Origin of the sequence: Streptomyces paludis, assembly GCF_003344965.1 — a bacterium.
GTDB lineage: Bacteria > Actinomycetota > Actinomycetes > Streptomycetales > Streptomycetaceae > Streptomyces > Streptomyces paludis.
Genome location: NZ_CP031194.1, coordinates 4721256 through 4743814 on the forward strand (window position 1 = coordinate 4721256; position 22559 = coordinate 4743814).

The window sequence follows — 22559 nt, forward strand, 5'->3', positions numbered from 1 at the left end:
GCGTGGCTACCTCGGTCACTTACCGTAAACGATCATGGTCTTCTTCTTCAGCAGCTCGGCCCTGGATCCGCTGACCCGGTCGGCGAGCAGATAGAAGCGGCCATCGACGTACGTGTACTTGCTGAAGCTGAAGGAGTTCTCGATCCCCGCCACCGTGTCCGGGTGCTGGAGCAGGATCTTCGGGCTGCCGCTGCCACCGGGCGTGATGGTCGCGACCGCGCCGCCCTTGTCGTACGTCGGCTGGATGTAGACCAGCGGCTTGCCGCCCTCGGTGCCCATCAGCGTCATCGTCCGGCCGGACGGCGCCTCCGTACGGGAGGTGATCGCGCCCGTGGCCAGGCTGTACGCGACGACCTCGTTGGCCTTGCCGTAGTCCACGCTCGTCGACATGTAGAAGTGGGTGGCGTCGGCGGCGATCCCGGAGCAGCCCTCGATGTTGTCGTTGAAGATGATCCCGCCGCCGCAGCTCACGGAGAACTTGTCGTCGCTGCCCTTCATCACGGCGCGCTGGGTGCCGTTGGCGTTGAAGGAGACGATGCTCCAGGTCTTCTTGTCCCGGTCCTTCATCGAGACGACCAGCGGGTTCACCGAGTAGACCTTGTCGACCTCGTAGCCCTTGACCAGGGTGAACGACCACTTGACCGCGCCGGTGGCCGGGTTCAGCTCCTGAAGGGCCTTGGTGTCGCCGGTGCGGCAGGTGGCGGCGGCGATCATCCGCTCGCCGCCGCCGGACGCGAACGCGTACGGCTTGCAGTCGGTGGTGGGGGTGGCGAAGAGGTCCTTGCCGTCGCTCACGCGGTAGGCGTTGGCGTAGCTGGTGCGGCCGACGGTGACGGTGTTACCGGTGATCGTCAGCGAGGGGTCCCCGATGAAGTCGAAGAGACCGCCCTTCTCGACGGTCTTCTTCCAGCCACCCTTGCCGGTGTTCAGGTCGACCATCTGGAGCTGGGTGCATTTGCTCTTGTCGGTGTTGCCGTCCTTGATGGCGACGACCATCTTGCCGTCGGCGGTGGGCGCGGTGGGCGCGGCGCAGATCGGGGCGGCGAGCGGCAGGGTCCACTTCTTCTTGCCGTCGGCTATGGAGTAGCCCACGACTTCCTTGTACATGGCCTTGACGACCGTGTCGCCGGCGAACCACGGGCCGAACACCTCGGCGCCGTTGCGCGGCAGCTGCACGTCGTTGATCAGCATCCAGTCGACCTTGGCCTCGCCGTCCTTGCGCCCGGCGTTGAGGTCGTCGTTGGCCTCGCGGCCCGTACCGCTGCCGTCGCCCTCGTCGACGCTCGGTGAGGGGGAGGCGGAGGCGTCGGGGGTGTCGCTGCTCTTGCTGACGGCGGGCTTGCCGTCGTCGTCACCGCCGTTGGCCGTGAGCGCCCAGACGCCGGCGCCGACGAGCACCAGCCCGGCGACGGCCGCGGCGACGATGACGGCCACCTTGTTCTTGGGCTTCTGGCCGGAGCCATCGGCGCCCATGCCGGCGTAACCGCCGTTGCCGCCGTAACCGCTGCCGCCGGCGAACCCGACGGGCGCGCCGGGGAACTGCTGGGGCGGGTAGCCGCCCTGCTGCGGCCCGGGGCCGTAGGGTCCCGGCTGGGCGGCGTACGGGCCCGCCTGGCCGGGGTAGGCGCCGGGCTGCTGGCCCGGCTGAGCGGCGTACGGTCCGGCCTGGCCGGGGTACGCGCCCGGCTGGCCCGGCTGGCCCGGCTGCCCGGCGTAGGGGCCGGGCTGCTGACCGTACGGTCCGGGCTGCTGGCCGTACGGGCCCGGGGCCTGCGGCGGATAGCCGTAGCCGGGCTCACCGGCGGGCGGCGCCGGCGGGTACGCGTAACCGGGCTGCCCGGTCGGCGGCGCCTGCGGCGGCTGGGCTGGCGGCTGGGCCGGGGGCTGAGCGGGCGGCTGCGGCGCGGCCTGGGGAGGCTGCGCGGGAGCCTGCGGCGGCTGAGCGGGCGGCTGGGCCGGGGCCTGCGGCGGCTGCGGCGGAGTCTGCGGTGGTACGGCCGGCTGCTGCGGGGCCCCCTGCTGCGGGTCCTGCGGAGCGCCGAAGCCTCCCTGCGGCGGTTGCTGGCTGGGTGGCTGGGTCATCAGCGCTTTCCCCCTGTTTGGCGCGGGTCCGCCACCCGTTCGTACTCCCCCGCGATCCCGTCGGGGCATTGCCGTGAATGCGGCCTGCCTCCCCGGAATAGAGCGATTCGGGCGTGGATTCCGCATCGTCACATCAGTCGAGCGGGGCTTCTTTGTATCACCCGAACCCTTGAACGGGCCGGGCCGGTCCACCCCTGTACCCAAGGGAGGACCGGCCCGTGACGCGCTTGTTATGCGCTCTGCACGCCGTCTTTACGCATCCTCCGCGAGTTCGAGCCAGCGCATTTCCAACTCCTCGCGCTCGGACTTCAGTTCACGCAGCTCACTGTCCAGCTCGGCCACTTTCCCGAAATTCGTGGCGTTGTCGGCGATCTGCTGATGGAGCTTCTTCTCGCGGTCGTCCATCTTGCTGACCTGGCGCTCGATCCGCTGGAGTTCCTTCTTCGCGGCCCGTCCGTCCTTGGCGGACGCGGCGGCGGAGGAGGACCCGCCGGCCGGCGCGGTGACGGCGGAGGCGGATGCCTGTACGGCGGCGGGGGCGCCGGAGCCGGCCAGCGCGCGGCGCCGCTCCAGATACTCGTCGATACCGCGCGGCAGCATCCGCAGCGACCGGTCACCGAGCAGCGCCATCACCTTGTCGGTGGTGCGCTCGATGAAGAAGCGGTCGTGGGAGATGACGACCATCGACCCGGGCCAGCCGTCGAGGAGGTCCTCCAGCTGGTTGAGCGTCTCGATGTCGAGGTCGTTGGTGGGCTCGTCGAGGAAGAGGACGTTCGGCTCGTCCATCAGCAGCCGCAGCAGCTGGAGCCGACGCCGCTCACCGCCGGAGAGATCACCGACGGGGGTCCACTGCTTCTCCTTCGTGAAGCCGAACTGCTCGCAGAGCTGGCCCGCGGTCATCTCGCGGCCCTTGCCGAGGTCGACCCGGTCCCGTACCTGCTGGACGGCTTCGAGCACCCGCAGGGTCGGCTTCAGCTCGGTGACCTCCTGGGAGAGATACGCGAGCTTCACCGTCCTGCCGACGACGATCTTCCCGGTCTCGGGCTGGACATCGCCCCGGCTGCGGGCGGCCTCGGCGAGGGCGCGCAGCAGCGAGGTCTTGCCCGCGCCGTTCACCCCGACGAGCCCGATCCGGTCGCCGGGGCCGAGCTGCCAGGTGAGATGGGTGAGCAGCACCTTGGGGCCGGCCTGGACCGTCACGTCCTCCATGTCGAAGACGGTCTTGCCGAGCCGGGCGTTGGCGAACCGCATCAGCTCCGAACTGTCGCGCGGCGGGGGTACGTCCGCGATCAGCTCGTTGGCCGCCTCGATCCGGAAGCGCGGCTTCGACGTACGGGCGGGGGCGCCGCGCCGCAGCCAGGCCAGCTCCTTGCGGACCAGGTTCTTCCGCTTGACCTCCTCGGTGGCGGCGATGCGCTGGCGCTCGGCGCGGGCGAAGACGTAGTCGCTGTAGCCGCCCTCGTACTCGTGCACCGTGCCGCCCTGCACATCCCACATGCGTGTGCAGACCTGGTCCAGGAACCACCGGTCGTGCGTGACGCAGACGAGCGCGGAGCGGCGGGCGCGCAGATGCTCGGCGAGCCAGGCGATGCCCTCGACGTCGAGGTGGTTGGTGGGCTCGTCGAGCACGATCAGATCGGGCTCGCCGATCAGCAGCTTCGCGAGCGCGATACGGCGCCGCTCACCACCGGAGAGCGGCGCGATGACGGTGTCGAGGCCCTGCGGGAAGCCCGGCATGTCGAGCCCGCCGAAGAGTCCGGTGAGCACATCGCGGATCTTGGCGTTGCCCGCCCATTCGTGGTCGGCGAGGTCACCGATGACCTCGTGCCGTACGGTCGCGGCGGGGTCGAGCGAGTCGTGCTGGGTCAGCACACCGAGCCGCAGGCCACCGTTGTGGGTGACGCGGCCGGTGTCGGCCTCCTCCAGCTTCGCCAGCATGCGGATGAGGGTGGTCTTGCCGTCACCGTTGCGCCCCACGACGCCGATCCGGTCCCCCTCGGACACACCGAGAGAGACACCGTCGAGCAGCGCACGGGTGCCGTACACCTTGGTGACTGCCTCGACATTGACGAGATTGACGGCCATTTCACTCCTGCTACGGGGGGACATGCCCCGGGGGACACGCGATCGACGTCCCAGCGTAGTCGCCCGGTAGGACAGCGGTTCGCAGCGGTTGGCGCGGGGAAACGGACCGGCCGCCCAGCGGTGAGGCGGGGCGGCCGGGTCGGGTCGGGCGGGGCGGGTCAGGCGGTGGCCCCGGACACCTTGGGGGCGGCGGGGGCGGCGTTCGGCGCGCTCCCCGTACCCGTACCGGCCTCCGGCTGGGCGCTCGCGCCCTTGGTCGGGATGAAGAAGGCGACGACGGCGGCCACGAGGGCGACACCGCAGCCGATCATCATGGCGACACGGAAGCCGTTCTCGGAGGCCAGGGCGTGACCGCCGAAGTCGGTGGTCATCTGGGCGAGGACCACACCGATCACGGCGGCGGCGAAGGAGCTGCCGATGGAGCGCATCAGCGTGTTGAAGCTGTTGGCCGAGGCGGTCTCCGACTGCGGTACGCCGCCCATGATCAGGGCCGGCATCGCACCGTACGCGAAGCCGACGCCGGTGCTGCAAATGATCGTCACGACGAGCAGCCCCAGCGTGGAGCCCAGCAGCGCCTGGGAGGCGCCGTAGCCGATGGCGATGATGAGGCTGCCGAGGGCGAGGGTGATCCGGGGGCCGGAGGCGGCGGAGAGCTTGGCGCCGACCGGCGACATCACCATCATCATCAGACCGCCCGGCGCCACCCACAGCCCCATGGCGAGCATCGACTGACCGAGACCGTAACCGGTGGCCTCGGGCAACTGGAGCAGCTGCGGAATGACGAGGGACTGGGCGTACATCGCGAACCCGACGAGGATGGAGGCGACGTTCGTCATCAGCACCTGGGGGCGGGCGGTGACGCGCAGGTCGACCAGCGGTTCCTTCGTACGCAGCTCCCAGCGGCCCCAGGCCAGCAGGATGACCACGGCGCCGCCGAGCAGCCCGAGCGTGGAGCCGCTGCCCCAGCCCCAGTCGGCGCCCTTGGACACACCGAGCAGCAGGCAGACCAGCGCGATGCCCAGTCCGACGGCGCCGAGGCCGTCGAAGCTGCCCTTGGCGGTGTTCTCCTTGCCGGCGGGCACGAAGAGCGCGACGAGGACGCCGACCAGCAGGCTCAGCGAGGCGGCGACCCAGAACAGCACACGCCAGCTGGCGTTCTCGGCGATCGCGGCGGAGACCGGCAGGCCGAGCGCGCCGCCCACTCCCATGGACGCGCTGATCAGGGCGATGGCGCCGCCCAGCTTCTCGGTCGGCACGACATCGCGCAGCAGGCTGATGCCGAGCGGCACCACGCCCATGCCCATGCCCTGGAGACCGCGTCCGGCGATCATCGGGACCACCGAGGAGGACAGGGCGCAGATCACGGAGCCCAGGACGAGCGGGCCGATGGAGACCATCAGCATGCGCTTCTTGCCGTACATGTCACCGAGGCGCCCGGCGACGGGGGTGGTGACCGCCGCCGCCAGCAGGGTGGCGGTGATCACCCACGTGGCGTTCGAGGCGGAGGTGCTGAGCAGCGTCGGCAGTTCGCCGATGAGCGGCACCACCAGGGTCTGCATGAGCGCGGCCACGATCCCCGCGAGCGCGAGGATTCCGACCACACGGCCGGAGCGGGCCTCGGTACTGGGACTTTCCACGGGTACTCCCTGTTGCTTTCTTCCGGGCGGCGGCGGCCATGGCGGCCATGGCGGCCATGGCGGATTGCACCATGCAAACAATGTGCAGCATGCACATCGCATGCAGCGTACACGTCGCGTGTTACATCTAATGTGAGGTGGTCGTCCCGCCCCCAGGGGAGGGCCAGCAGGAGCCGGAGGAAGCCGTACGTGAAGAAGCCCATCGACCGGATCGCGTTCGAGACCATGCTGCTCGGGCGTTATATGCACCTGCTCAGCCCGCGCCCGCTGGGTGCCGATGGCCGGCTGGACCGCAGCGCGTATCTCCTGCTCAGCCGGATCGAGGCGGAGGGGCCGATGTCGATCGGCCAGCTCAGCGAGGCGTTCGGCCTGGACACCTCCACGCTCAACCGGCAGACGGCGGCGATGCTGCGGGCGGGGATCGTCGAACGCATCCCGGACCCGGACGGCGGCATCGCGCGCAAGTTCGCCATCACCCCGGACGGCGCCCGCCGCCTGGCGGCCGAACGGGCCGAGAACATCCAGGGGCTGGCGAAGGTGATGAACGACTGGACGCCGGAGGAGGTGGCCGACTTCGCGGGCTACCTGGGCCGCCTGAACCGCGACATCGAACGAGCCGACGGCCGCCCGTGGCCGGGCCACTGAGGAGGGGGCGGCGGGGCGGCGGGGACGCCCAGCCCGTCAGGAGGCGCCTCAGGGGCGGTAAGCACCCCGGTTGTTGTAGTAGACCGTGCCGGCCTTGAGCTTGGTGGGCGCGAAGAGCTGATCGACCGTCACGAACCGGTACCCCCGCGACTTGAGGTCCGCGAGGATCTTGGGCATCGCGTCCACGGTGGTCTTGTGTATGTCGTGCATGAGCACGATGTCACCGGGCTTGGTGTACTTCTTGACGGCGGCGGCGACCTTGGCCGCGTCCCGGTGCTTCCAGTCCAGCGTGTCCACACTCCAGTTGACCAACGGCCGCCCGGCGGCGGAGCGGACCTTGGCGTTCTGCGCGCCGTAGGGCGGACGCAGGGTCGTCGGCGACTTGCCGGTGGCGTCCTTGACCGCCTTGTCCGTACGCGAGAGCTGCGACTTGATCTGAGCGGTGGTCAGCTTGGTCAGATCGGGATGGTTCCAGCTGTGGTTGCCTATCTGATGCCCGGCGGCGGCTTCCTTCCGCACAAGGTCGGGCTTGCTCGCGACGTTCTGGCCGACGACGTAGAAGGTGGCCTTGGCGTCGTAGTCCTTCAGCAGCCCCAACAGCCGGTTGGTGTACGAGGCGGGACCGTCGTCGAAGGTCAGCGCGACGCACTTGACCTTACGACAGTCCACAGCCGCGGCCGGGGCCGTGGCGGCGTGCGCGGTAGTGGTGACGGAAGCGGTGACGGCCAGCAGGGTGGCGGTGGCCATCAGGGTGGCGGCTCGTCTGTCCATGAGAGACCTCACATGAGAGTGGATGTGAACTCACCTGCTTGGACGACTACTTATCCACAACGGTTGCCCCCACAAGCCCCACTTCCGACCGAATGTCCCGAAGCCTCCACCCGCCGGGCGGGATCGGCACGCACGATCTCCGCTGGTTACTGGGGTGTTGTCGGGCGCGGGTCAGTACCAAGAGGTAACCGGGGTGTACGGGGGCGAGGTGCTTGGCGCTGGGCCGCCCCTCCTCCTTTCAGTGTCGCGCCTCCGGTGGAGGAGTAAAGGGCGCTCCTTCGTCGCGTCGGCTGCGCCGATTGCGCTGCGCTTCACCCTTGACACCTCCCCCGGAGTCGCAAGTGCGGATGAGGGGGGGCGGCCGGGGGGAGGGGGCCCGGGGGGTGGTGCCGTGCTGCCACTCGGCTCAGGGTCTGGCGGGCGGGTGGGCCCTGCGGGGCTGCGCGACAGAGGAATGGGGCGGCCCCACACCGGCTCAGCGGCCGACCGTCCGCTGTGTGCTGAGACTCAAGCCCCGCTGGTCACCGTTGCGTTGTGGTGCCCGGAAGGCGGACGGGGTTCTGCTGCCCGGTTCGGGTCTGCGGGCCGCCCCCTTGCCAATCTGACCCATATGGGGCGGTTTGGTGGGCGGTTGGGGGTCTTCTCGGGCGGCACATGTGTCCTCAGGTGCGTTAGCGGCACTCCAGGGCGCACGGGTGACCCTCGGGGGCCCACCTGGTGCCACCTGCGTCCCGGCGGCCGCCTTTCCGTGCCGCCGGACGGGGCCTGCCGCCCGGTCGGCCTCTCGGGCCACCCGCCCCCACCCGCATGTCCCATATGGGGCGGTTTGGCGAGGTGCTAGGGGTCTCCTCTGGCGGCACATGTGTCCTCAGGTGCGTTAGCGGCCCTCCTGGACGCATGGACGGCCTTCAGAGGCCCACTTGCCGCCACCCGCGTCTCAGTAACCCCACAACCCACCCTCGGTGACCAGCGGGGCTTGAGTCTCAGCAAACAGCGGACCGTCAGCCGCTGAGCCGGGGCCGAGTCACCCCATTCCTCTGCCGCGCGCCCCGCAGGGTCCACCGGCCCGCCGGACCCTGAGCCGAGTGGCAGTACGGCGCCACCCTCCGGGCCCCCTCCCCCCGGCCGCCCCCCTCTCCCGTACACGCGCCGGAAGGGGAGGTGTCAAGGGCGGAGCGCAGCGGAGTCGGCGAAGCCGACGCGACGTTAGGAGCGCCCTTTACTCCTCCCCTGGAGGCGCGACACTGGCAAAAGGAGGGGCGGCCCAGCGTCAAGCACCTCGCTCCCGTACACCCCGGTCTACCCCTTGGTACTGACCCGCAGACAACAGCCCCACGGTGACTGGCGTCGGGCTCTGGACCGGCCGGCATGGCTTGTGGTCAGGCGTCGGGAGTGGTGGGGGGTTCCTCGGCGAAGTGGTCGAACTCGCCTGCCTTGATGCCGAGGATGAAGGCTTTGAGCTTCTCGGGGGTGGTGGTGACGATGATGTCCGGGCTGTCGCTCTCCACGAGCTTGATGTTGCCGTCGTCATCGGCGGCGACGTTGATGCAGTTGGCTGCCTCGCCACTGAAGGAGGACTTCTGCCAGTTGAGGGCGGACACGAGAGTTCCCTTCTCAGATGTCTTGTGCGAGCCGACGGATCAAGGTTCGGGACGCTGCGGGCTTGAGGCTACAGCCCTCCATGCGGTCCAGAACGGTCCGGTACTTCACCAACTGGGGCTGATTGTCGAGGAACGCGGAACCATGGTCCGTGTCCAGCTGGACGGTGTCCAGGGCGGGGATCGCACCGGCCATGTGGTGGATGCCCTGCCCGGAGCTGGGGAAGGTGCTCGCGCCGAACGGGACCACCCGGATGGTGATGTGCTCGTGCTCGCTCAGGTCGAGAAGGGTCTTCAGCTGCGCGCGTGCCACATCCGGTCCGCCGAAGCCCATACGCAGGGCCGCCTCATGGATGATCGCCGTCAGCGGCGTCGGGTTCTCGCGGTAGAGCACCGCCTGCCGCTTGATGCGGTACGAGACCCGGTGCTCCACTTCGGGCGGTGAGAGCGTCGGCACGACATCGCTGATCACGGCGTGCGCGTGGGCGCGGGTCTGGAGCACGCCCGGTAGATGGATCACCGCCGCCGTGCGCATCGCGGTGGCGTGGTGTTCCAGTTCCGCCAGGTCGAGCGTGTCGGCCGGCAGTATGTCGCGGTACTCGTCCCACCAGCCGCGCGTCCGGCCTCCCGTCATCTCCGCGAGCGCGTCGATCAGGGCTTCATCGGTGCAGGTGTAGCTGCGGGCCATGGCCCGGACCCGGTCGGCACTCACCGCGAAGTGGCCCAATTCAACGCTGCTGACCTGCGGTTGGGAGGAGCCGAGGAGCGCCGCCGCTTTTGTCACGGACAGCTCGGCATGCTCCCGCAGCCTGCGCAGTTCGGCGCCAAGCCGCCGCTGCCGTACCGATGGCGGGAAGGCCCTCTTAGCCATGGCACCCCTTCGCTCGATCTGATGTATCAGGCTTTTTTTCTTGGTAGATGGTAGTGCCTCCTCTATGTTGTGAAGCACGCCACATCGAATGTGGCCGCGCCCGCAAAGCGCCCTCAACCCGCCATGTCCATCTGCCCGTTAGGGGAACGTGATGACCGTATCGCCGCAGGACCCTGCCCCGGAGTCGTTCGATTTCGAGCAGGAGTTGTACGAACTTGTCCGCGACACCGCGCCCCGGTTCTTCGCCGTCGTCGTCGAATACCGCGACGGCGACGGGGACCTCGGCCGGGATGCCGCCGTCGTTGCCTGGGGGATGGCGCACGAGGACGGGGCCGCCGATGTGACGCGGGTGGGCGGTGGGGGCCCGTTGCGGCTTGCGGCGGCGGAGAATGTGGCCCGGTACTTCGGGCGGGAGGACGGGTGTTCGCCTCGGGTGGTGTGGCTTCCGGCGGTGGCTGGGAGTGGCGGCCGGGAAGTCGGTGCTCGCGCCGCCTGAGGCTCGTGGGCCGGGCCGGGGGAGGCGGCCGCGTCCAACGGGTGCGGCGCGGCCCGCACGGTCGACTTGGACCGTGCGGGCCGCGCGGGCCGCGTCGCCCTGGAACCGCTCAGTCGGGCAGGCGGTCGAGGACCCACTCACCGATCTCGGGGGTCATGGCCGCGTGCGGGTCGTTCTCCGAGGAGAGCAGGTAGTCGTTCAGATCGAACTCCTCCGGCGGCAGCTCGTTGATGTTGGTGTAGAGGTCCCGCTGCTCGCCCAGGTCGCGGACGGAGACCGCGCTGACGGACGGCACGAAACACCCCGAGCGGTGCGTCACGTTGACGCTCTCGTTGAAGGCGGCGAGGGCGTCACCGAGGATGCCGAACGACTCCAGCGTCCCGCCCGGCGCCCCGTCCAGTTCCGGGAAGCCGCTGGTGGTGACGGTGTGCGGGCCGCCGAGGACGCCGTTCAGTACGGCCACCTCCGCCGGGTCGCCCCCCGACTGGGTCAGGAAGTACGTGCCGTCGAAGAGCGGGCCGGAACAGCTCAGCGCCTTGTCCCCGGGCCGGACGCCGTTGCCCAGGCCGTCGCCGCGTCCGCTGGACACCCCGAGCAGCAGCGGGATCTGGGGCCATGAACCGACCTTCTGGAGCCGCTCCTTGAAGTCGGTCCGCAGCGGGCTCTCCTGCGGTGTGCCGGCCACCCCGTCCACGTACCGCCACAGCATCTGCTGCGAGGCGGGGCTGCTGATCTGCCGGAGGTACGTGTCGTCCACCGTGGCGAGGTAGTGCGCGAACGCCTGGAGCCCGATCGGCACCCACGCGCCCCGGTGCGGGCTGTCGAACGATACGTAGACGCCGGTCCGGTGGTCCATCCGCTGCGTTTCCATCTTCGCCAGCGCGTACCGGGCGACGATGCCGCCCATGCTGAACCCGCCGACGAGCAGCCGGGTGTCGTCCAGCTGCTCGGCGATGGTCCGCATGATGGCGGCGGTCATCGTCTCGGCGTTCCGGAGGATGGACTCGCTGCGCTCATCGAACCCGACGAGGACCAGCGTGCGCCCCCGGCGCCGCAGCTCGCTGATGAACGGGTACCGGCCGTTCTCCAGCCCGTCCCACAGGTGGTCGAAGTCCGTCGGCCCGAGGTTGAACCCGTCGGCCAGGACGACGGGCCTGACCACGGCCTTCTGGCCCTCGCCGTAGTACACCCGGGCGCTGCCGTGCGGCAGTTCCCACCTCTCGTCCGCCGCAGGTGCCTGAGGGGCCGCCGGCCTGACCGCCGGGGTGACGAGTCCGATCGCCCCGGCGGCTTTCCTGGCTTTCTCGGTGGTGCTGTCGGCCATGGAAGTCCCTTTCCATCGTGTTGCTCATGGTTCAAGGGACATGCTCGGTTCGCGAAGGCCGTGATGATGCGCGCAATGCGGGTGGTTCACCACATCGGGTGGTCCGCACCGCCCATGCCTGCGGCGCAGTGCGTCAGTGCGGCGCCCAACGCCTCAGAGCGGCGCGCAACGCCTCAGTGCGGCGCCCAACGCCTCAGTGCGGCGTCGGGGACTCCTCCAGTACGAAGACGGGGATCTCCCGGTCCGTCTTCTCCTGGTACTCCGCGTACTCCGGGTACGCCTCGACCGCGCGCGCCCACCACGCCGCCTTCTCCTCGCCCGTGACCTCGCGCGCGATCATGTCCCAGCGCTCCGTGCCGTCGCGGAGTTCGACGCGAGGATCGGCCTTGACGTTGAAGTACCAGACGGGATGCTTGGGGGCGCCGCCCAGGGAGGCGACCGCCGCGTACGCGCCGTTGTGCTCCACGCGCATCAGCGGGCTCTTGCGGATCTTGCCGCTCTTCGCGCCGAGCGTGGTGAGGATGATGACGGGCATGCCGCGCATCGTCGTCCCCTCCGTACCGCCCGAGCCCTCGTACAGCTCGACCTGGTCGCGGGCCATCGGGAAGGTGCTGGGCTCGTACTCGCCTTTGAGTGGCATGGCTGCTGCTTCTCCTGTCGGTCGGGAACGTGGGGGATGTGCCTACAGCAGTGGGGGAACGCGGGTGGGTACCCGCTACGTTCCAATGATCTCGGGTCCCCCCGTCATTCCCGGCATTCCCGCTCCCGGCCGCGCCTGTCAGTGGGCGGAAGTACGCTGGAGAACCCCCGGCTCGTACGTCACGCCGGGCTTTTAGGCATGCTCGCCCCCGGACCCGGACGGAAATCCCCTTCATGAGCCTGCACGGTCTGCTGGACGCCGTGGTACGTGACCCGGCGCTCGCCGAAGCGGTGAAGGCCGCCTCCGACGGTCACCGCCCCCATGTCGACCTGGTCGGACCGGCCGCCGCGCGGCCCTTCGCCGTCGCCGCGCTCGCGCGCGAGGCCGGGCGGCCGGTGCTGGCCGTGACGGCGACCGGGCGGGAGGCCGAGGACCTGGCGGCGGCGCTGCGCTCGCTGCTGGATCCGGACACCGTCGTCGAGTACCCGTCGTGGGAGACGCTGCCGCACGAGCGGCTCTCGCCCCGCTCCGACACCGTCGGCCGGCGGATCGCCGTGCTGCGCCGGCTCGCGCATCCGGCGAAGGACGATCCGAGCGCCGGGCCCATCAGCGTGGTCGTCTCGCCCGTACGGTCCGTGCTCCAGCCGCAGGTCAAGGGGCTCGGCGACCTGGAGCCGGTCGCGCTGCGCAGCGGGTCGAGCGCCGATCTGAACGCGGTGACCGAAGCGCTGGCCGCCGCCGCGTACGCGCGCGTGGAGCTGGTCGAGAAGCGCGGCGAGTTCGCCGTGCGCGGCGGGATCCTGGATGTCTTCCCGCCCACCGAGGAGCACCCCCTGCGGGTGGAGTTCTGGGGCGACGACGTCGAGGAGATCCGTTACTTCAAGGTCGCCGACCAGCGCTCCCTGGAGGTCGCCGAGCACGGTCTGTGGGCGCCGCCCTGCCGGGAGCTGCTGCTGACGGCCGATGTACGGGAGCGGGCGGCGGCCCTCGCCGAGGTCCACCCGGAGCTGGGCGAGCTGCTCGGCAAGATCGCGGAGGGGATCGCGGTCGAGGGCATGGAGGCGCTCGCGCCCGTACTGGTCGATGACATGGAGCTGCTGCTCGATGTGCTGCCGCCGGGCGCGATGACACTGGTCTGCGACCCCGAGCGGGTCCGGCGGCGGGCCGCCGACCTCGTCGCGACCAGCCAGGAGTTCCTTCAGGCGTCGTGGGCGGCGAGCGCGGGCGGCGGAGAGGCCCCGATCGACGTCGGCGCGGCCTCGCTCTGGTCCATCGCGGACGTACGGGACCGGGCGCGCGAGCTGGGGATGGCCTGGTGGTCCGTCTCGCCGTTCGCCGTGGACGAAGAGATCGACGACGACGCGATCACGCTCGGCATGCACGCCCCCGAGTCGTACCGGGGGGACACCGCCCGCGCGCTCGCCGATACGAAACAGTGGCTCGCGGACGGCTGGCGCACGGTCTTCGTCACGGAGGGTCACGGAACGGCGGCCCGTACGGTCGAGGTGCTCAGCGGGGAGGGCATCCCGGCGCGCCTCGACAGTCCCGCCGGTCAGGGCGGGCTCGCGGAGATCGCGCCGTCCCTCGTGCATGTCGCGCGCGGCGCGATCGACCACGGCTTCGTGGACCCGGGGCTCAAGCTGGCCGTCCTCACCGAGACCGACCTCTCCGGGCAGAAGGCCGCCGGCAAGGACGGCGCGCGCCTGCCCGCCAAGCGCCGCAAGACCATCGACCCGCTCACCCTGGAGCCCGGCGACTACATCGTCCACGAACAGCACGGCGTCGGCCGGTACGTGGAGATGGTGCAGCGTACGGTCCAGGGCGCGACGCGCGAGTATCTGCTCGTGGAGTACGCGCCGGCCAAGCGCGGCCAGCCCGGCGACCGCCTCTACATCCCCACCGACCAGCTCGAACAGGTCACCAAGTACGTCGGCGGCGAGGCGCCCACCATGCACCGCCTCGGCGGCGCCGACTGGACGAAGACCAAGGCGCGCGCCAAGAAGGCCGTCAAGGAGATCGCCGCCGACCTGATCAAGCTCTACTCGGCGCGGATGGCGGCCCCCGGGCACGCCTTCGGGCCCGACACGCCGTGGCAGCGGGAGCTGGAGGACGCGTTCCCGTACGTGGAGACGCCCGACCAGCTCTCCACCATCGCCGAGGTCAAGGAGGACATGGAGAAGACGGTCCCGATGGACCGGCTGATCTGCGGCGACGTCGGTTACGGCAAGACGGAGATCGCGGTGCGGGCCGCGTTCAAGGCGGTCCAGGACGGCAAGCAGGTCGCCGTCCTCGTACCGACGACCCTGCTCGTCCAGCAGCACTTCGGCACCTTCTCGGAGCGGTACGCGCAGTTCCCGGTGTCGGTACGGGCGCTCTCGCGCTTCCAGTCCGACGCGGAGGCGAAGGCGACGCTGGAGGGGCTGCGGGACGGCGCGGTCGACATCGTCATCGGCACGCACCGGCTCTTCTCGTCCGAGACCAGGTTCAAGGACCTGGGCCTGGTCATCGTGGACGAGGAGCAGCGCTTCGGCGTCGAGCACAAGGAGCAGCTCAAGAAGCTCCGGGCCAATGTCGACGTCCTGACGATGTCCGCGACCCCCATCCCGCGTACGTTGGAGATGGCCGTCACCGGCATCCGCGAGATGTCGACGATCACCACCCCGCCGGAGGAGCGCCACCCGGTGCTGACCTTCGTCGGGCCGTACGAGCAGAAGCAGATCGGCGCGGCGATCCGGCGCGAACTGCTGCGCGAGGGCCAGGTCTTCTACATCCACAACCGCGTCGAGTCGATCGACCGGGCCGCCGCCAAGCTCCGCGAGATCGTGCCGGAGGCGCGGATCGCGACGGCGCACGGGCAGATGTCGGAAGGCGCGCTGGAGAAGGTCGTGGTCGACTTCTGGGAGAAGAAGTTCGATGTGCTGGTCTCCACGACGATCGTGGAGTCCGGCATCGACATCTCCAACGCCAACACGCTCATCGTGGAGCGCGGCGACAACTTCGGCCTCTCGCAACTCCACCAGCTGCGCGGACGCGTGGGCCGCGGCCGGGACCGCGGGTACTCGTACTTCCTGTACCCGCCGGAGAAGCCGCTGACCGAGACCGCGCACGAGCGCCTCGCGACCATCGCGCAGCACACCGAGATGGGCGCGGGGATGTATGTCGCGATGAAGGACCTGGAGATCCGCGGCGCCGGCAATCTGCTGGGCGGCGAGCAGTCCGGGCATATCGCGGGCGTCGGCTTCGATCTGTACGTACGGATGGTGGGCGAGGCGGTCGCGGACTACCGGGCGGCGGTGGACGGCGGGGAGCCCGAGGAGGCGCCCCTCGAAGTCAAGATCGAGCTGCCGGTCGACGCGCATGTCCCGCACGACTACGCGCCGGGCGAGCGCCTGCGCCTCCAGGCGTACCGGGCGATCGCCGCGGCGAACACGGAGGCCGACATCACGGCCGTACGCGAGGAGCTGACCGACCGCTACGGCAAGCTGCCGGAGCCGGTGGAGAACCTGCTGCTGGTGGCCGGGCTGCGGATGCTGGCGCGGGCGTGCGGGGTCGGCGAGATCGTGCTCCAGGGCCCGAACATCCGCTTCGCGCCGGTGGAGTTGCGCGAGTCGCAGGAGCTGCGGCTGAAGCGGCTGCATCCCCGTACGGTCATCAAGCCGGCGGCGCACCAGATCCTGGTGCCGCGCCCGACGGCGGGGAAGATCGGCGGAAAGCCGGTGGTGGGGCGGGAGTTGCTGGCGTGGACGGGCGAGTTCCTGACGACGATCCTGAGTTGAGTCGCCCTCGTATGCCTCGGCCCGGCCCCCGTCACTTCGGGGCCGGGCCGGTTTCGCGTGGTGCGGAGCCGCTCTACAGGTCGCCCTTGATGTATGAACGTGCCGCGGCCATCGCGTCCTTGACCCGTCCCTCCGCGATGACCTCCAGCGGCGAGTCGTCTTCGAGCTGCGGGTTCATACCGATCATCCAGGCGCGCGCCGTATGCGGGTTCTCCGCCCGCGCGATGACCTGGAACACCTGGAACGCGGCGCGGAGGCGCAGTTCCGAGTCGAAGCGCGGGGTGCTCTGTCCGGTGCACCAATTGCGGACATGCTTCGGATCGGCGATGCCGGCGATGTACGCGGTCAGCTTCTGGCCGAAGGTGTCCTGAAGGAACTGCGCGATTCCTGGGGTCTGCAGCTCGTTGGTGGAGGTGTGCGCGGCGGTCGTGCTGGCCGCTTCCACACCGGTCGCCTCAGTGGCGTTCTCTCTGGTGAACATGGATCCCTCCTGGCTCCTCGTGGGTGCGGGGCAGCGCCCTACACCTGCTCGCCGGGGGAGGAGCTGTCTCTTCCGGCTAATCCGGAACGGGAATATGTCCGCATGCTGCCTCCTGTGATTCGTTGTGGTGAGGGTACCCGTTTACACCCCCGCGCACTCTCCGAATTGCCAACCTCAAATCCCCCCGGAATCCCCCCTCATTATCCCTGTGGCGCTACTGACCAGCGCATTCCTCATGGCCACGATGGAGTGACGCGTTATCACTGCGATGAACCCGACACGGGCCGGGCATCCGAATGGGTGACCGCGGACGGTCAGCGGTGGCGGCCGGCGGCGGTCAGCGGATGGTCAGTCCGTACTCCACGGCGACGGACCTGAGTTCCACGTCCTCCGCCCGGATCGGACACCTCTCGGCCTCCACCAGGTCGACATCGGACAGCACCGCCCAGCACCGGTGGCCCCCGTAGTCGGACCGGTAGGCGATGCCCTGCACCAGCCGGTGGCCCTCCCGGTCGCGCTGCGCGACCGCCCAAGCGGCGATCTGGCGTGCCACCCGGCGGTCGGGGCCGTAGACATGCTCCTCGGTGAGCAGCCCGGAGACGCCCAAGTCCGCCAGCTCCACCTGGAGTTCCTTGCTGAGGAACTCGCGCGTGGACTCCGCGTCGACGTCGAGGAAGCGGGTGCCGGCGCCGGGCAGCAGCCGTACGAGGATGTGATCCTCGCGCCAGCCCGACGGCAGATGCCCGTTCGCCATGGCACGCCGTCCGCTGGGGTCCTCCGTCAGGAGACCGCGCATCTTGGGTGACACCCGGAACGTACGGAGCCCTTCGGCGTAGCAGCCGATGTGAGCGGTGGCGCAGTAGAGGGTGCCGTAGGTGAAGAGGCTGAAGCGGCCGGCCGCGTTGCCGAGCGCGGTCTCCGGCTCCAGGCAGTTGTACTTGACGGGACAGTCCCTCTTGCCCAGGCGCCAGACTCCCCGTTCCGGCGGGGGTACGAGGGCGACGGGAGGCTCCTGCGCGGCGGGGGCGGCGGAGGCGGGAGCAGGGTCGGCGGCGGGGGCGGTGGTGTCGGCTGTCATCCGTGCCCCCGACGCGTCGCGCTGGTTCGCGAGGCGGCTAAGGAGGCACGGGAGGAGCAGACCGGTAAGACAACGGAGGGCATCAGTGGTCCTCGTTACGGGATCTTCGACACGGGGTCGGGTCGTCGCTGGGATCCGGAGCCGAAGCGCGGGTGTGCACCGGCGTACTCGGACGGTCATTGTCCCGTATGAGCCATCGTGGCGTGAAGGTTTCTCCCGCCCCGCGGGGGCGCATACCGGGCGTGCGGGGAGCTTCGCCCGGCGCACGCCCGGCTCACGGATGCTTCGGGCGAGCCGGAGACCTCACGGATGTTCCGGGGCGAGCCGGAAGACCGATACGCCCGCCTCGCTGGTGGCCAGCAGGACGGGCGCCGTCGTTCCCGGACGGTCCACCCGGTGCGCGGAGAGGCCGTGCAGCGGCATCCCGGTCACGATCCGCAGCAGCGGCACCCCGGTGAACAGGTCCCACACATGAATGGCGGTACGCCCCGCCGCCGCGAGCAGCACCCGGTCCGAGGGCGTACGGAAACAGGCCAGCGCGGTGAGCGACCCGTCGTCGGGGCCGAACCGGGGCAGGCCCTCCGCCGGCCGCCGGGTGGTCAGGTCCCACAGCCGTACGGTGCCGTCCTCGCCCGACGAGGCGAGCAGCGGAGGGGGAGGAGCGTGGGGCGCGGCGGCGGGTGCCGGGGGGACGGCGGCGACGGCGGTGACCGTGTGCTGATGGCACCGCATCGCCGTCCCGTCCGGCCGGAGGCTGTCCACGTCCCAGAACCGGATGGTGTCGTCGGTGCCTGCGGAGGCGATCAGCGGCCCGCCGGGCGTGTCGAACGCCAGGACCGAGCGGACACTCAGCCGATGCTTCGACCAGGTCTTCAGCAGGCCGCGCTCGCGCAGGTCCCAGAGGCGTACGGTGCCGTCCGGGCTGCCGGTGGCGAGGAGCGACCGGCCGCCGTGGAGCAGCGGCGCCATGGAGGTGACCGGCATCGCGTGGCCGGTGAGTTCGCCGGTCGGACGGGGCGGGCCGCTGCCGGCGGGACCGAGGGAGTGCAGCACGACACGCGCATCGCTCAGGGCGGTGAGCAGCACGGGCTCGGCGCCGATGGCCGACCATGCGAGCGAGGTGACACCGGTCCCGTCCGGGACCCGGGTGTGGCCGCCGGTCTCGATGTCCCAGAGCCGGGCGCCGCCCTCGTCCGCGACCGCGAGCAGCAACGGCCCGCGTACACCGGGGGCGGGCAGCGCCGCCGCGCTGACGGAGCGCCAGGGGGCGGCGGGGGTACGGGTGCTGTGCCCGGCGAGCGGCCAGCCGCGCAGTGTCTTGTCGGCGCCGACGGTGACGAGCCGGGCGCCGCCGCGCGGCCCTCTGCCGCCGCCCGCGCGTGTGGCGGGCAGTGCGGTCAGCGCGGTGACGGGCCCGGTGTGTCCGTGCAGTGCGCCGCCGACCGGCTGCCCGGTCTCGGCGTGCCACAGCCGTACCGTACGGTCGCTGCCCGCGGACGCGACGGCGGGCAGGCCGTCCACGACCACCGCCACGAGCGCGGTGACGGGGCCGGTGTGCAGGGGCTCGCAGACCACGACCGGCTCGGCGGCACCCACGTCGTGGATCCGGACGCCGCCGGACTCGTCGCAGACCGCGTACCGGCCGGGCCGCTGGAGCGCCACGATGCCTCGGACCGCGCCTGGGTGGCCGGTGGACCCGGGCCTCGTACCGCTCCGCTCGTCCCACAGCCGTACGTCCGCGCCCTGGCCGATCAGCAGGACCGTACTGCTGCTGCTGCTGCCGCCGCCGCCGCTGCCGCTGTCGGGCCGGGGAACGGCGGCGAGCACGGCCGGCCGGCCGCCGAGGTCGGGCAGCCCGCCGGGGAAGGGGTCGGCGGGCTGGAAGTCCGTGCTGCTCAGCGCGGTGATGTGGCCGTCGCTGTGGGCGGCGAGTACGGTCCCGAGGCCGTCCGCGGAGGTGAACACGGTCAGCGAACTCACCCATGTGCCGGGCCGCCTGTGCACCTCGGCGGCCTGGCGGTGGCGCGCGCGGTCCGCGCGGTTCCATACGCGTACGGCGCCGTCCGCGCCGCCCGACACGAACGTTCCGTCGTCGAGCGCGAGCAGATGCCGGACCGCGGCGCCGTCCGTGTGCATCGGGGCGCCGGCCGGTGTGCCGTCCGCGTGCCAGGTACGGATGATCCCCAGATCGTCGCCGCTGATGAACACCCCGGCGGTGTGGGTGAGGGCTTCGATCCGCGCGGAGGAGACGGCCAGGACATTGTCGGACGAGGCCCAGTCGCTCCACAGCGGGGTCACCGGGGAGTCGGCCAACTGGACTTTCGCCAGGGGCTGTTGCCGGGAGAGCGGCTGGCGCCGGGCGGTGGCGGCGTGGTGGGCCAGGAAGAGGCTCGTCAGCCGGGAGCGCGGATCGGACAGGCGCAGGAACGGCTCCAGACCGGCCCATGCCCTGAGCCACTCCCGGCTGTTCGGTGTGCCGTCCTCGCGCCGCAGCAGCCGGCGGATCGTCGCGCTGGACTCCCAGGGCAGCAGCGCGGGCGGCACATGGTCGTCGTCCAGGACGTTCCCGAGGGCGGCGTGCTCGGCGAGATGTCTGCTCAGGTAGGGATGGGGCGGGATCGTCGGGTCGTCGGTGACGAGCTTGGCCAGCGCCCGGGCGATCAGCCGGTGGGTGGCGTCGTCCCGCGGATCGCTCATGACGCCTCGTCCCCGATACCTGACGCCTCGTCCCCGATGATGCGTTGTGCCTCGCCCCGGGCAGGTGGCGCGTCGTCCCGGACAGGTGGCGCGTCGCCCCGGGCAGGTGGCGCGTCGCTCTCGCCGTACGCCAGGAGTTCGGCGTCGCTTCGCTCCTTCAGCGTCGCCACGAGCGCCTCGTGCGCCGGACGGTAGACCCGCCGGTCGTCCTCCTGGGCATGGGCCAGATAGCCGTTGAGCCTGCTCTTCAGCAGCTTCTCGATCGCGTCGTCCGGATTCTCCAGCGGACGGTCCAGGAACACCCCCGCGATCGCGGGCCAGACATTGGACCAGGGGACACCGGCTCCCTGGGCGTGCGCGGCGGCCCGCAGGAGCGCCAGGGCGACGTCCGACGGCAGCCCCTCGGCCGCGACGAGCCGCAGATCCCGTCGCAGCAGACCGGTGGTACCGGCCTTCAGCAGCTCCTGCCACTCCGGATCGGCCACCGTGGCGAGCGGATCCGGCGCCGACCGCAGCTGCTCGCCCGCCAGCCGGGCGTCGAGGAACGACGGTGTCACCAGCCGGGCGACGGTACGGGCGGCCTCCCACACCGTCTCCGGGGGACACTGCTGAGGGCCGATCAGCGCGTGCAGATACTCGACGATGTCCTGCTCGGCGGCGTCGCCGTCCGTACGCTCGACCAGCGCGCCCGGGAACGCGGCGCGCAGCGCGCCGAGCAGGCTCGGCCCGTCGTCCTCCGGGGCCGCGGCGCCGCCGCCGTCGAGCGGCCGGCTGCTGCGGACCCCGATCAGCAGCCGTAACTGCCGTGTCCGCTGCGACGGTTGAGCACCACGCGGGCCCGGCACACCGCCCGGCGGTGGGGTGCAGAACGCGCTCAGCGGCGCCAGCACGTCCCGGATGATTCCCGACGGGTCGGACGCCTCGTCCAGCCCGTCCACCACCAGTGTCACCGGTGGCCCGGGGCTGGCGAGATGCCTGGTCAGCTGGGCCGACCAGAGAGATATCGGGTCCTCGTCGAGGCCGTGCCCCTCCGGCTGGATGTCCAGTCCGCGCAGCAGGTCGGCGACCAGTGTGACCGTTGTGCGATGGCGCGCCAGCACGGCCGCGGTCACGGACTTCTCCGGCGGTACGGTCGCGGGCTCGGCCAGCTCCAGGGCCTGCTTGTAGGCGGGATGGTTCCGGAACTCGGGATCGCTCAGGGTGACGGCCCGCGCCAGTACGGCCGACTTGCCCGAACCGGCCGTTCCGGTGACCAGCAGGACACCGTACGGATCGCTGAGAAAGGCGGCTATGCGCGAGTTCAGCCGCTCACGGCCGCGGAAGTACCAGCCCGGGTCCTGCTCGTTGGGCCGCCCGCTGGCCCGGGCGAGCCAGTGGTCGACCACCTCCGCCGAGGTCGCCACCTGCCGCAGGGAAGCCGCCACCAGCTCCTGGACCGGCGGCCGGTAGCCGGGATTGGGCAGGCAGGGGGTGACGGCGGTCTGGCCGCTTCCGTCGATGATCCGGCGGAGCCGGTGCTCGGACTCGTGTCCGCCCAGCTCGTTCTCGAACTCCGTCAGCAGATGGGCGACGCTCAGCCAGGGGGTTGTGATCTGCGCACTGGTCCTGAACCGGTTCAGCACACGGCGCAGTACGCGGGGGAACCGCCCTACGAGGACCGTGGAGCTGTGGTCGCATGTCGCGATCACGTCGATACGGCAGCCGGTACGGCGGGTGTTCCTGATGTCCTTGCGGAGAGAGGCCAGTTCGGCATCGATCGCGGCCGAATAGCAGGTGTTGACGATGACCAGGACGTTGTCGGCGTGCGAGTCGAGCGCGGCGGTCACGATCTCGTTGGTACGGATGGCCGTGGCCAGCAGCCGCTGTCCGTCGGTCCTGGGTAACTCCAGGAAGTGTGTGTTGGACGATCCGGTGACGCCGTGGCCGGTGATGAACACGACCAGCGCCTGGCCGCGCAGTTCGCGGACGCCCGAGCGGTGCAGGAAGAGTTCGACGTCGTGGCGTTCGGTCAGCTCGGGGGAGGGGATGTGCCGGAAGGGCTCCGCGGCGCCGTCCGGGGCCCACCACTCGCGTACCACGGCGAGCTGTTCGTCAATGCCTTCGGTGAACTCCTCGTCGCCGTCGCCGTAATCCCGTACGGCGAGGGTGAGCAGCGTCCGGGAGAGCGCGTCGGAGCCGGCCTCCGGGGCGCCTGTGGCTTCCGCGACGCCGGCGACTCCGGTGGCTCCCGTAGCCTCTGCGACTCCCGCGACTCCCGCGACTGCCGTAACTGCCGCGACTTCCGTGGACTCCGCGACTCCTGTGGCCGGTGTGCTTCCCCCGGCCCTGCCGACGCTCCCTGTTTGCCCAAGTCCGCCCGCCCGCTGCCGCATGCTTCC

Annotated in this window: 15 protein-coding genes; 3 read left to right on the forward strand and 12 right to left on the reverse strand. The window is 70.7% G+C overall.

Features of this window, described 5'->3' with window-relative positions:
* Positions 1-15: 15 nt before the first annotated feature.
* The 3 genes from DVK44_RS21005 to DVK44_RS21015 all read right to left on the reverse strand — a co-directional run bounded on the left by DVK44_RS21005 (position 16) and on the right by DVK44_RS21015 (position 5804).
* A complete protein-coding gene (locus tag DVK44_RS21005) occupies positions 16-2082 on the reverse strand; it encodes an outer membrane protein assembly factor BamB family protein (RefSeq protein ID WP_114661047.1) in 2067 nt (688 codons plus the stop codon).
* Positions 2083-2334: 252 nt separating this feature from the next.
* Positions 2335-4167 (reverse strand): ABC-F family ATP-binding cassette domain-containing protein, encoded by a 1833-nt coding sequence (locus tag DVK44_RS21010; RefSeq protein ID WP_114661048.1) that lies wholly within the window; start codon positions 4165-4167, stop codon positions 2335-2337.
* 158 nt (positions 4168-4325) lie between these two features.
* The gene (locus tag DVK44_RS21015; RefSeq protein ID WP_228447292.1) at positions 4326-5804 is read right to left on the reverse strand and encodes an MFS transporter; all 1479 of its coding nucleotides are present in this window, start codon (positions 5802-5804) and stop codon (positions 4326-4328) included.
* Between the two features lie 225 nt (positions 5805-6029).
* Here DVK44_RS21015 and DVK44_RS21020 point away from each other — a divergent pair, with 225 nt between their 5' ends.
* Positions 6030-6449: a MarR family winged helix-turn-helix transcriptional regulator gene (locus DVK44_RS21020; RefSeq protein WP_408055408.1), complete on the forward strand. Its 420-nt coding sequence runs from the start codon at positions 6030-6032 to the stop codon at positions 6447-6449.
* A 48-nt stretch (positions 6450-6497) separates the two neighbouring features.
* Here the strand turns inward: DVK44_RS21020 and DVK44_RS21025 are convergent, their stop codons facing one another.
* The 3 genes from DVK44_RS21025 to DVK44_RS21035 form a co-directional block, all read right to left on the reverse strand.
* A complete protein-coding gene (locus tag DVK44_RS21025; protein ID WP_114661051.1) occupies positions 6498-7220 on the reverse strand; it encodes a polysaccharide deacetylase family protein in 723 nt (240 codons plus the stop codon).
* A 1379-nt stretch (positions 7221-8599) separates the two neighbouring features.
* The gene (locus DVK44_RS21030; RefSeq protein ID WP_114661052.1) at positions 8600-8821 is read right to left on the reverse strand and encodes a DUF397 domain-containing protein; all 222 of its coding nucleotides are present in this window, start codon (positions 8819-8821) and stop codon (positions 8600-8602) included.
* A gap of 13 nt (positions 8822-8834) precedes the next feature.
* The gene (locus DVK44_RS21035; RefSeq protein ID WP_114661053.1) at positions 8835-9689 is read right to left on the reverse strand and encodes a helix-turn-helix domain-containing protein; all 855 of its coding nucleotides are present in this window, start codon (positions 9687-9689) and stop codon (positions 8835-8837) included.
* Between the two features lie 151 nt (positions 9690-9840).
* Here DVK44_RS21035 and DVK44_RS21040 point away from each other — a divergent pair, with 151 nt between their 5' ends.
* Entirely contained in the window at positions 9841-10185 is a 345-nt protein-coding gene (locus DVK44_RS21040) for a hypothetical protein (RefSeq protein ID WP_228447293.1), read from the forward strand.
* Positions 10186-10294: 109 nt separating this feature from the next.
* Here DVK44_RS21040 and DVK44_RS21045 read toward each other — a convergent pair whose 3' ends face one another.
* Together DVK44_RS21045 and DVK44_RS21050 are read right to left on the reverse strand one after the other, a co-directional pair.
* On the reverse strand, positions 10295-11509 hold the full coding sequence (locus DVK44_RS21045) for an esterase/lipase family protein (RefSeq protein ID WP_114661055.1): 1215 nt from the start codon (positions 11507-11509) through the stop codon (positions 10295-10297).
* Between the two features lie 193 nt (positions 11510-11702).
* On the reverse strand, positions 11703-12149 hold the full coding sequence (locus DVK44_RS21050; RefSeq protein WP_114661056.1) for a nitroreductase family deazaflavin-dependent oxidoreductase: 447 nt from the start codon (positions 12147-12149) through the stop codon (positions 11703-11705).
* A gap of 233 nt (positions 12150-12382) precedes the next feature.
* Here DVK44_RS21050 and mfd point away from each other — a divergent pair, with 233 nt between their 5' ends.
* The gene (gene mfd / locus DVK44_RS21055; RefSeq protein ID WP_114661057.1) at positions 12383-15925 is read left to right on the forward strand and encodes a transcription-repair coupling factor; all 3543 of its coding nucleotides are present in this window, start codon (positions 12383-12385) and stop codon (positions 15923-15925) included.
* 73 nt (positions 15926-15998) lie between these two features.
* On the opposite strand, the gene DVK44_RS21060 is transcribed toward mfd, so the two are convergent.
* From DVK44_RS21060 to DVK44_RS21075, 4 genes are all read right to left on the reverse strand, one after another.
* Entirely contained in the window at positions 15999-16406 is a 408-nt protein-coding gene (locus DVK44_RS21060; protein WP_114661058.1) for an XRE family transcriptional regulator, read from the reverse strand.
* A gap of 337 nt (positions 16407-16743) precedes the next feature.
* A complete protein-coding gene (locus tag DVK44_RS21065) occupies positions 16744-17484 on the reverse strand; it encodes an RES domain-containing protein (RefSeq protein WP_181957492.1) in 741 nt (246 codons plus the stop codon).
* 303 nt (positions 17485-17787) lie between these two features.
* Positions 17788-20181, reverse strand: coding sequence for a WD40 repeat domain-containing protein (locus DVK44_RS21070; RefSeq protein ID WP_114661059.1), 2394 nt, complete (start codon positions 20179-20181; stop codon positions 17788-17790).
* A complete protein-coding gene (locus tag DVK44_RS21075) occupies positions 20178-22553 on the reverse strand; it encodes a P-loop NTPase family protein (RefSeq protein ID WP_181957493.1) in 2376 nt (791 codons plus the stop codon). The genes DVK44_RS21070 and DVK44_RS21075 overlap by 4 nt, the downstream gene beginning before the upstream one ends.
* Between the last annotated feature and the right edge of the window lie 6 nt (positions 22554-22559).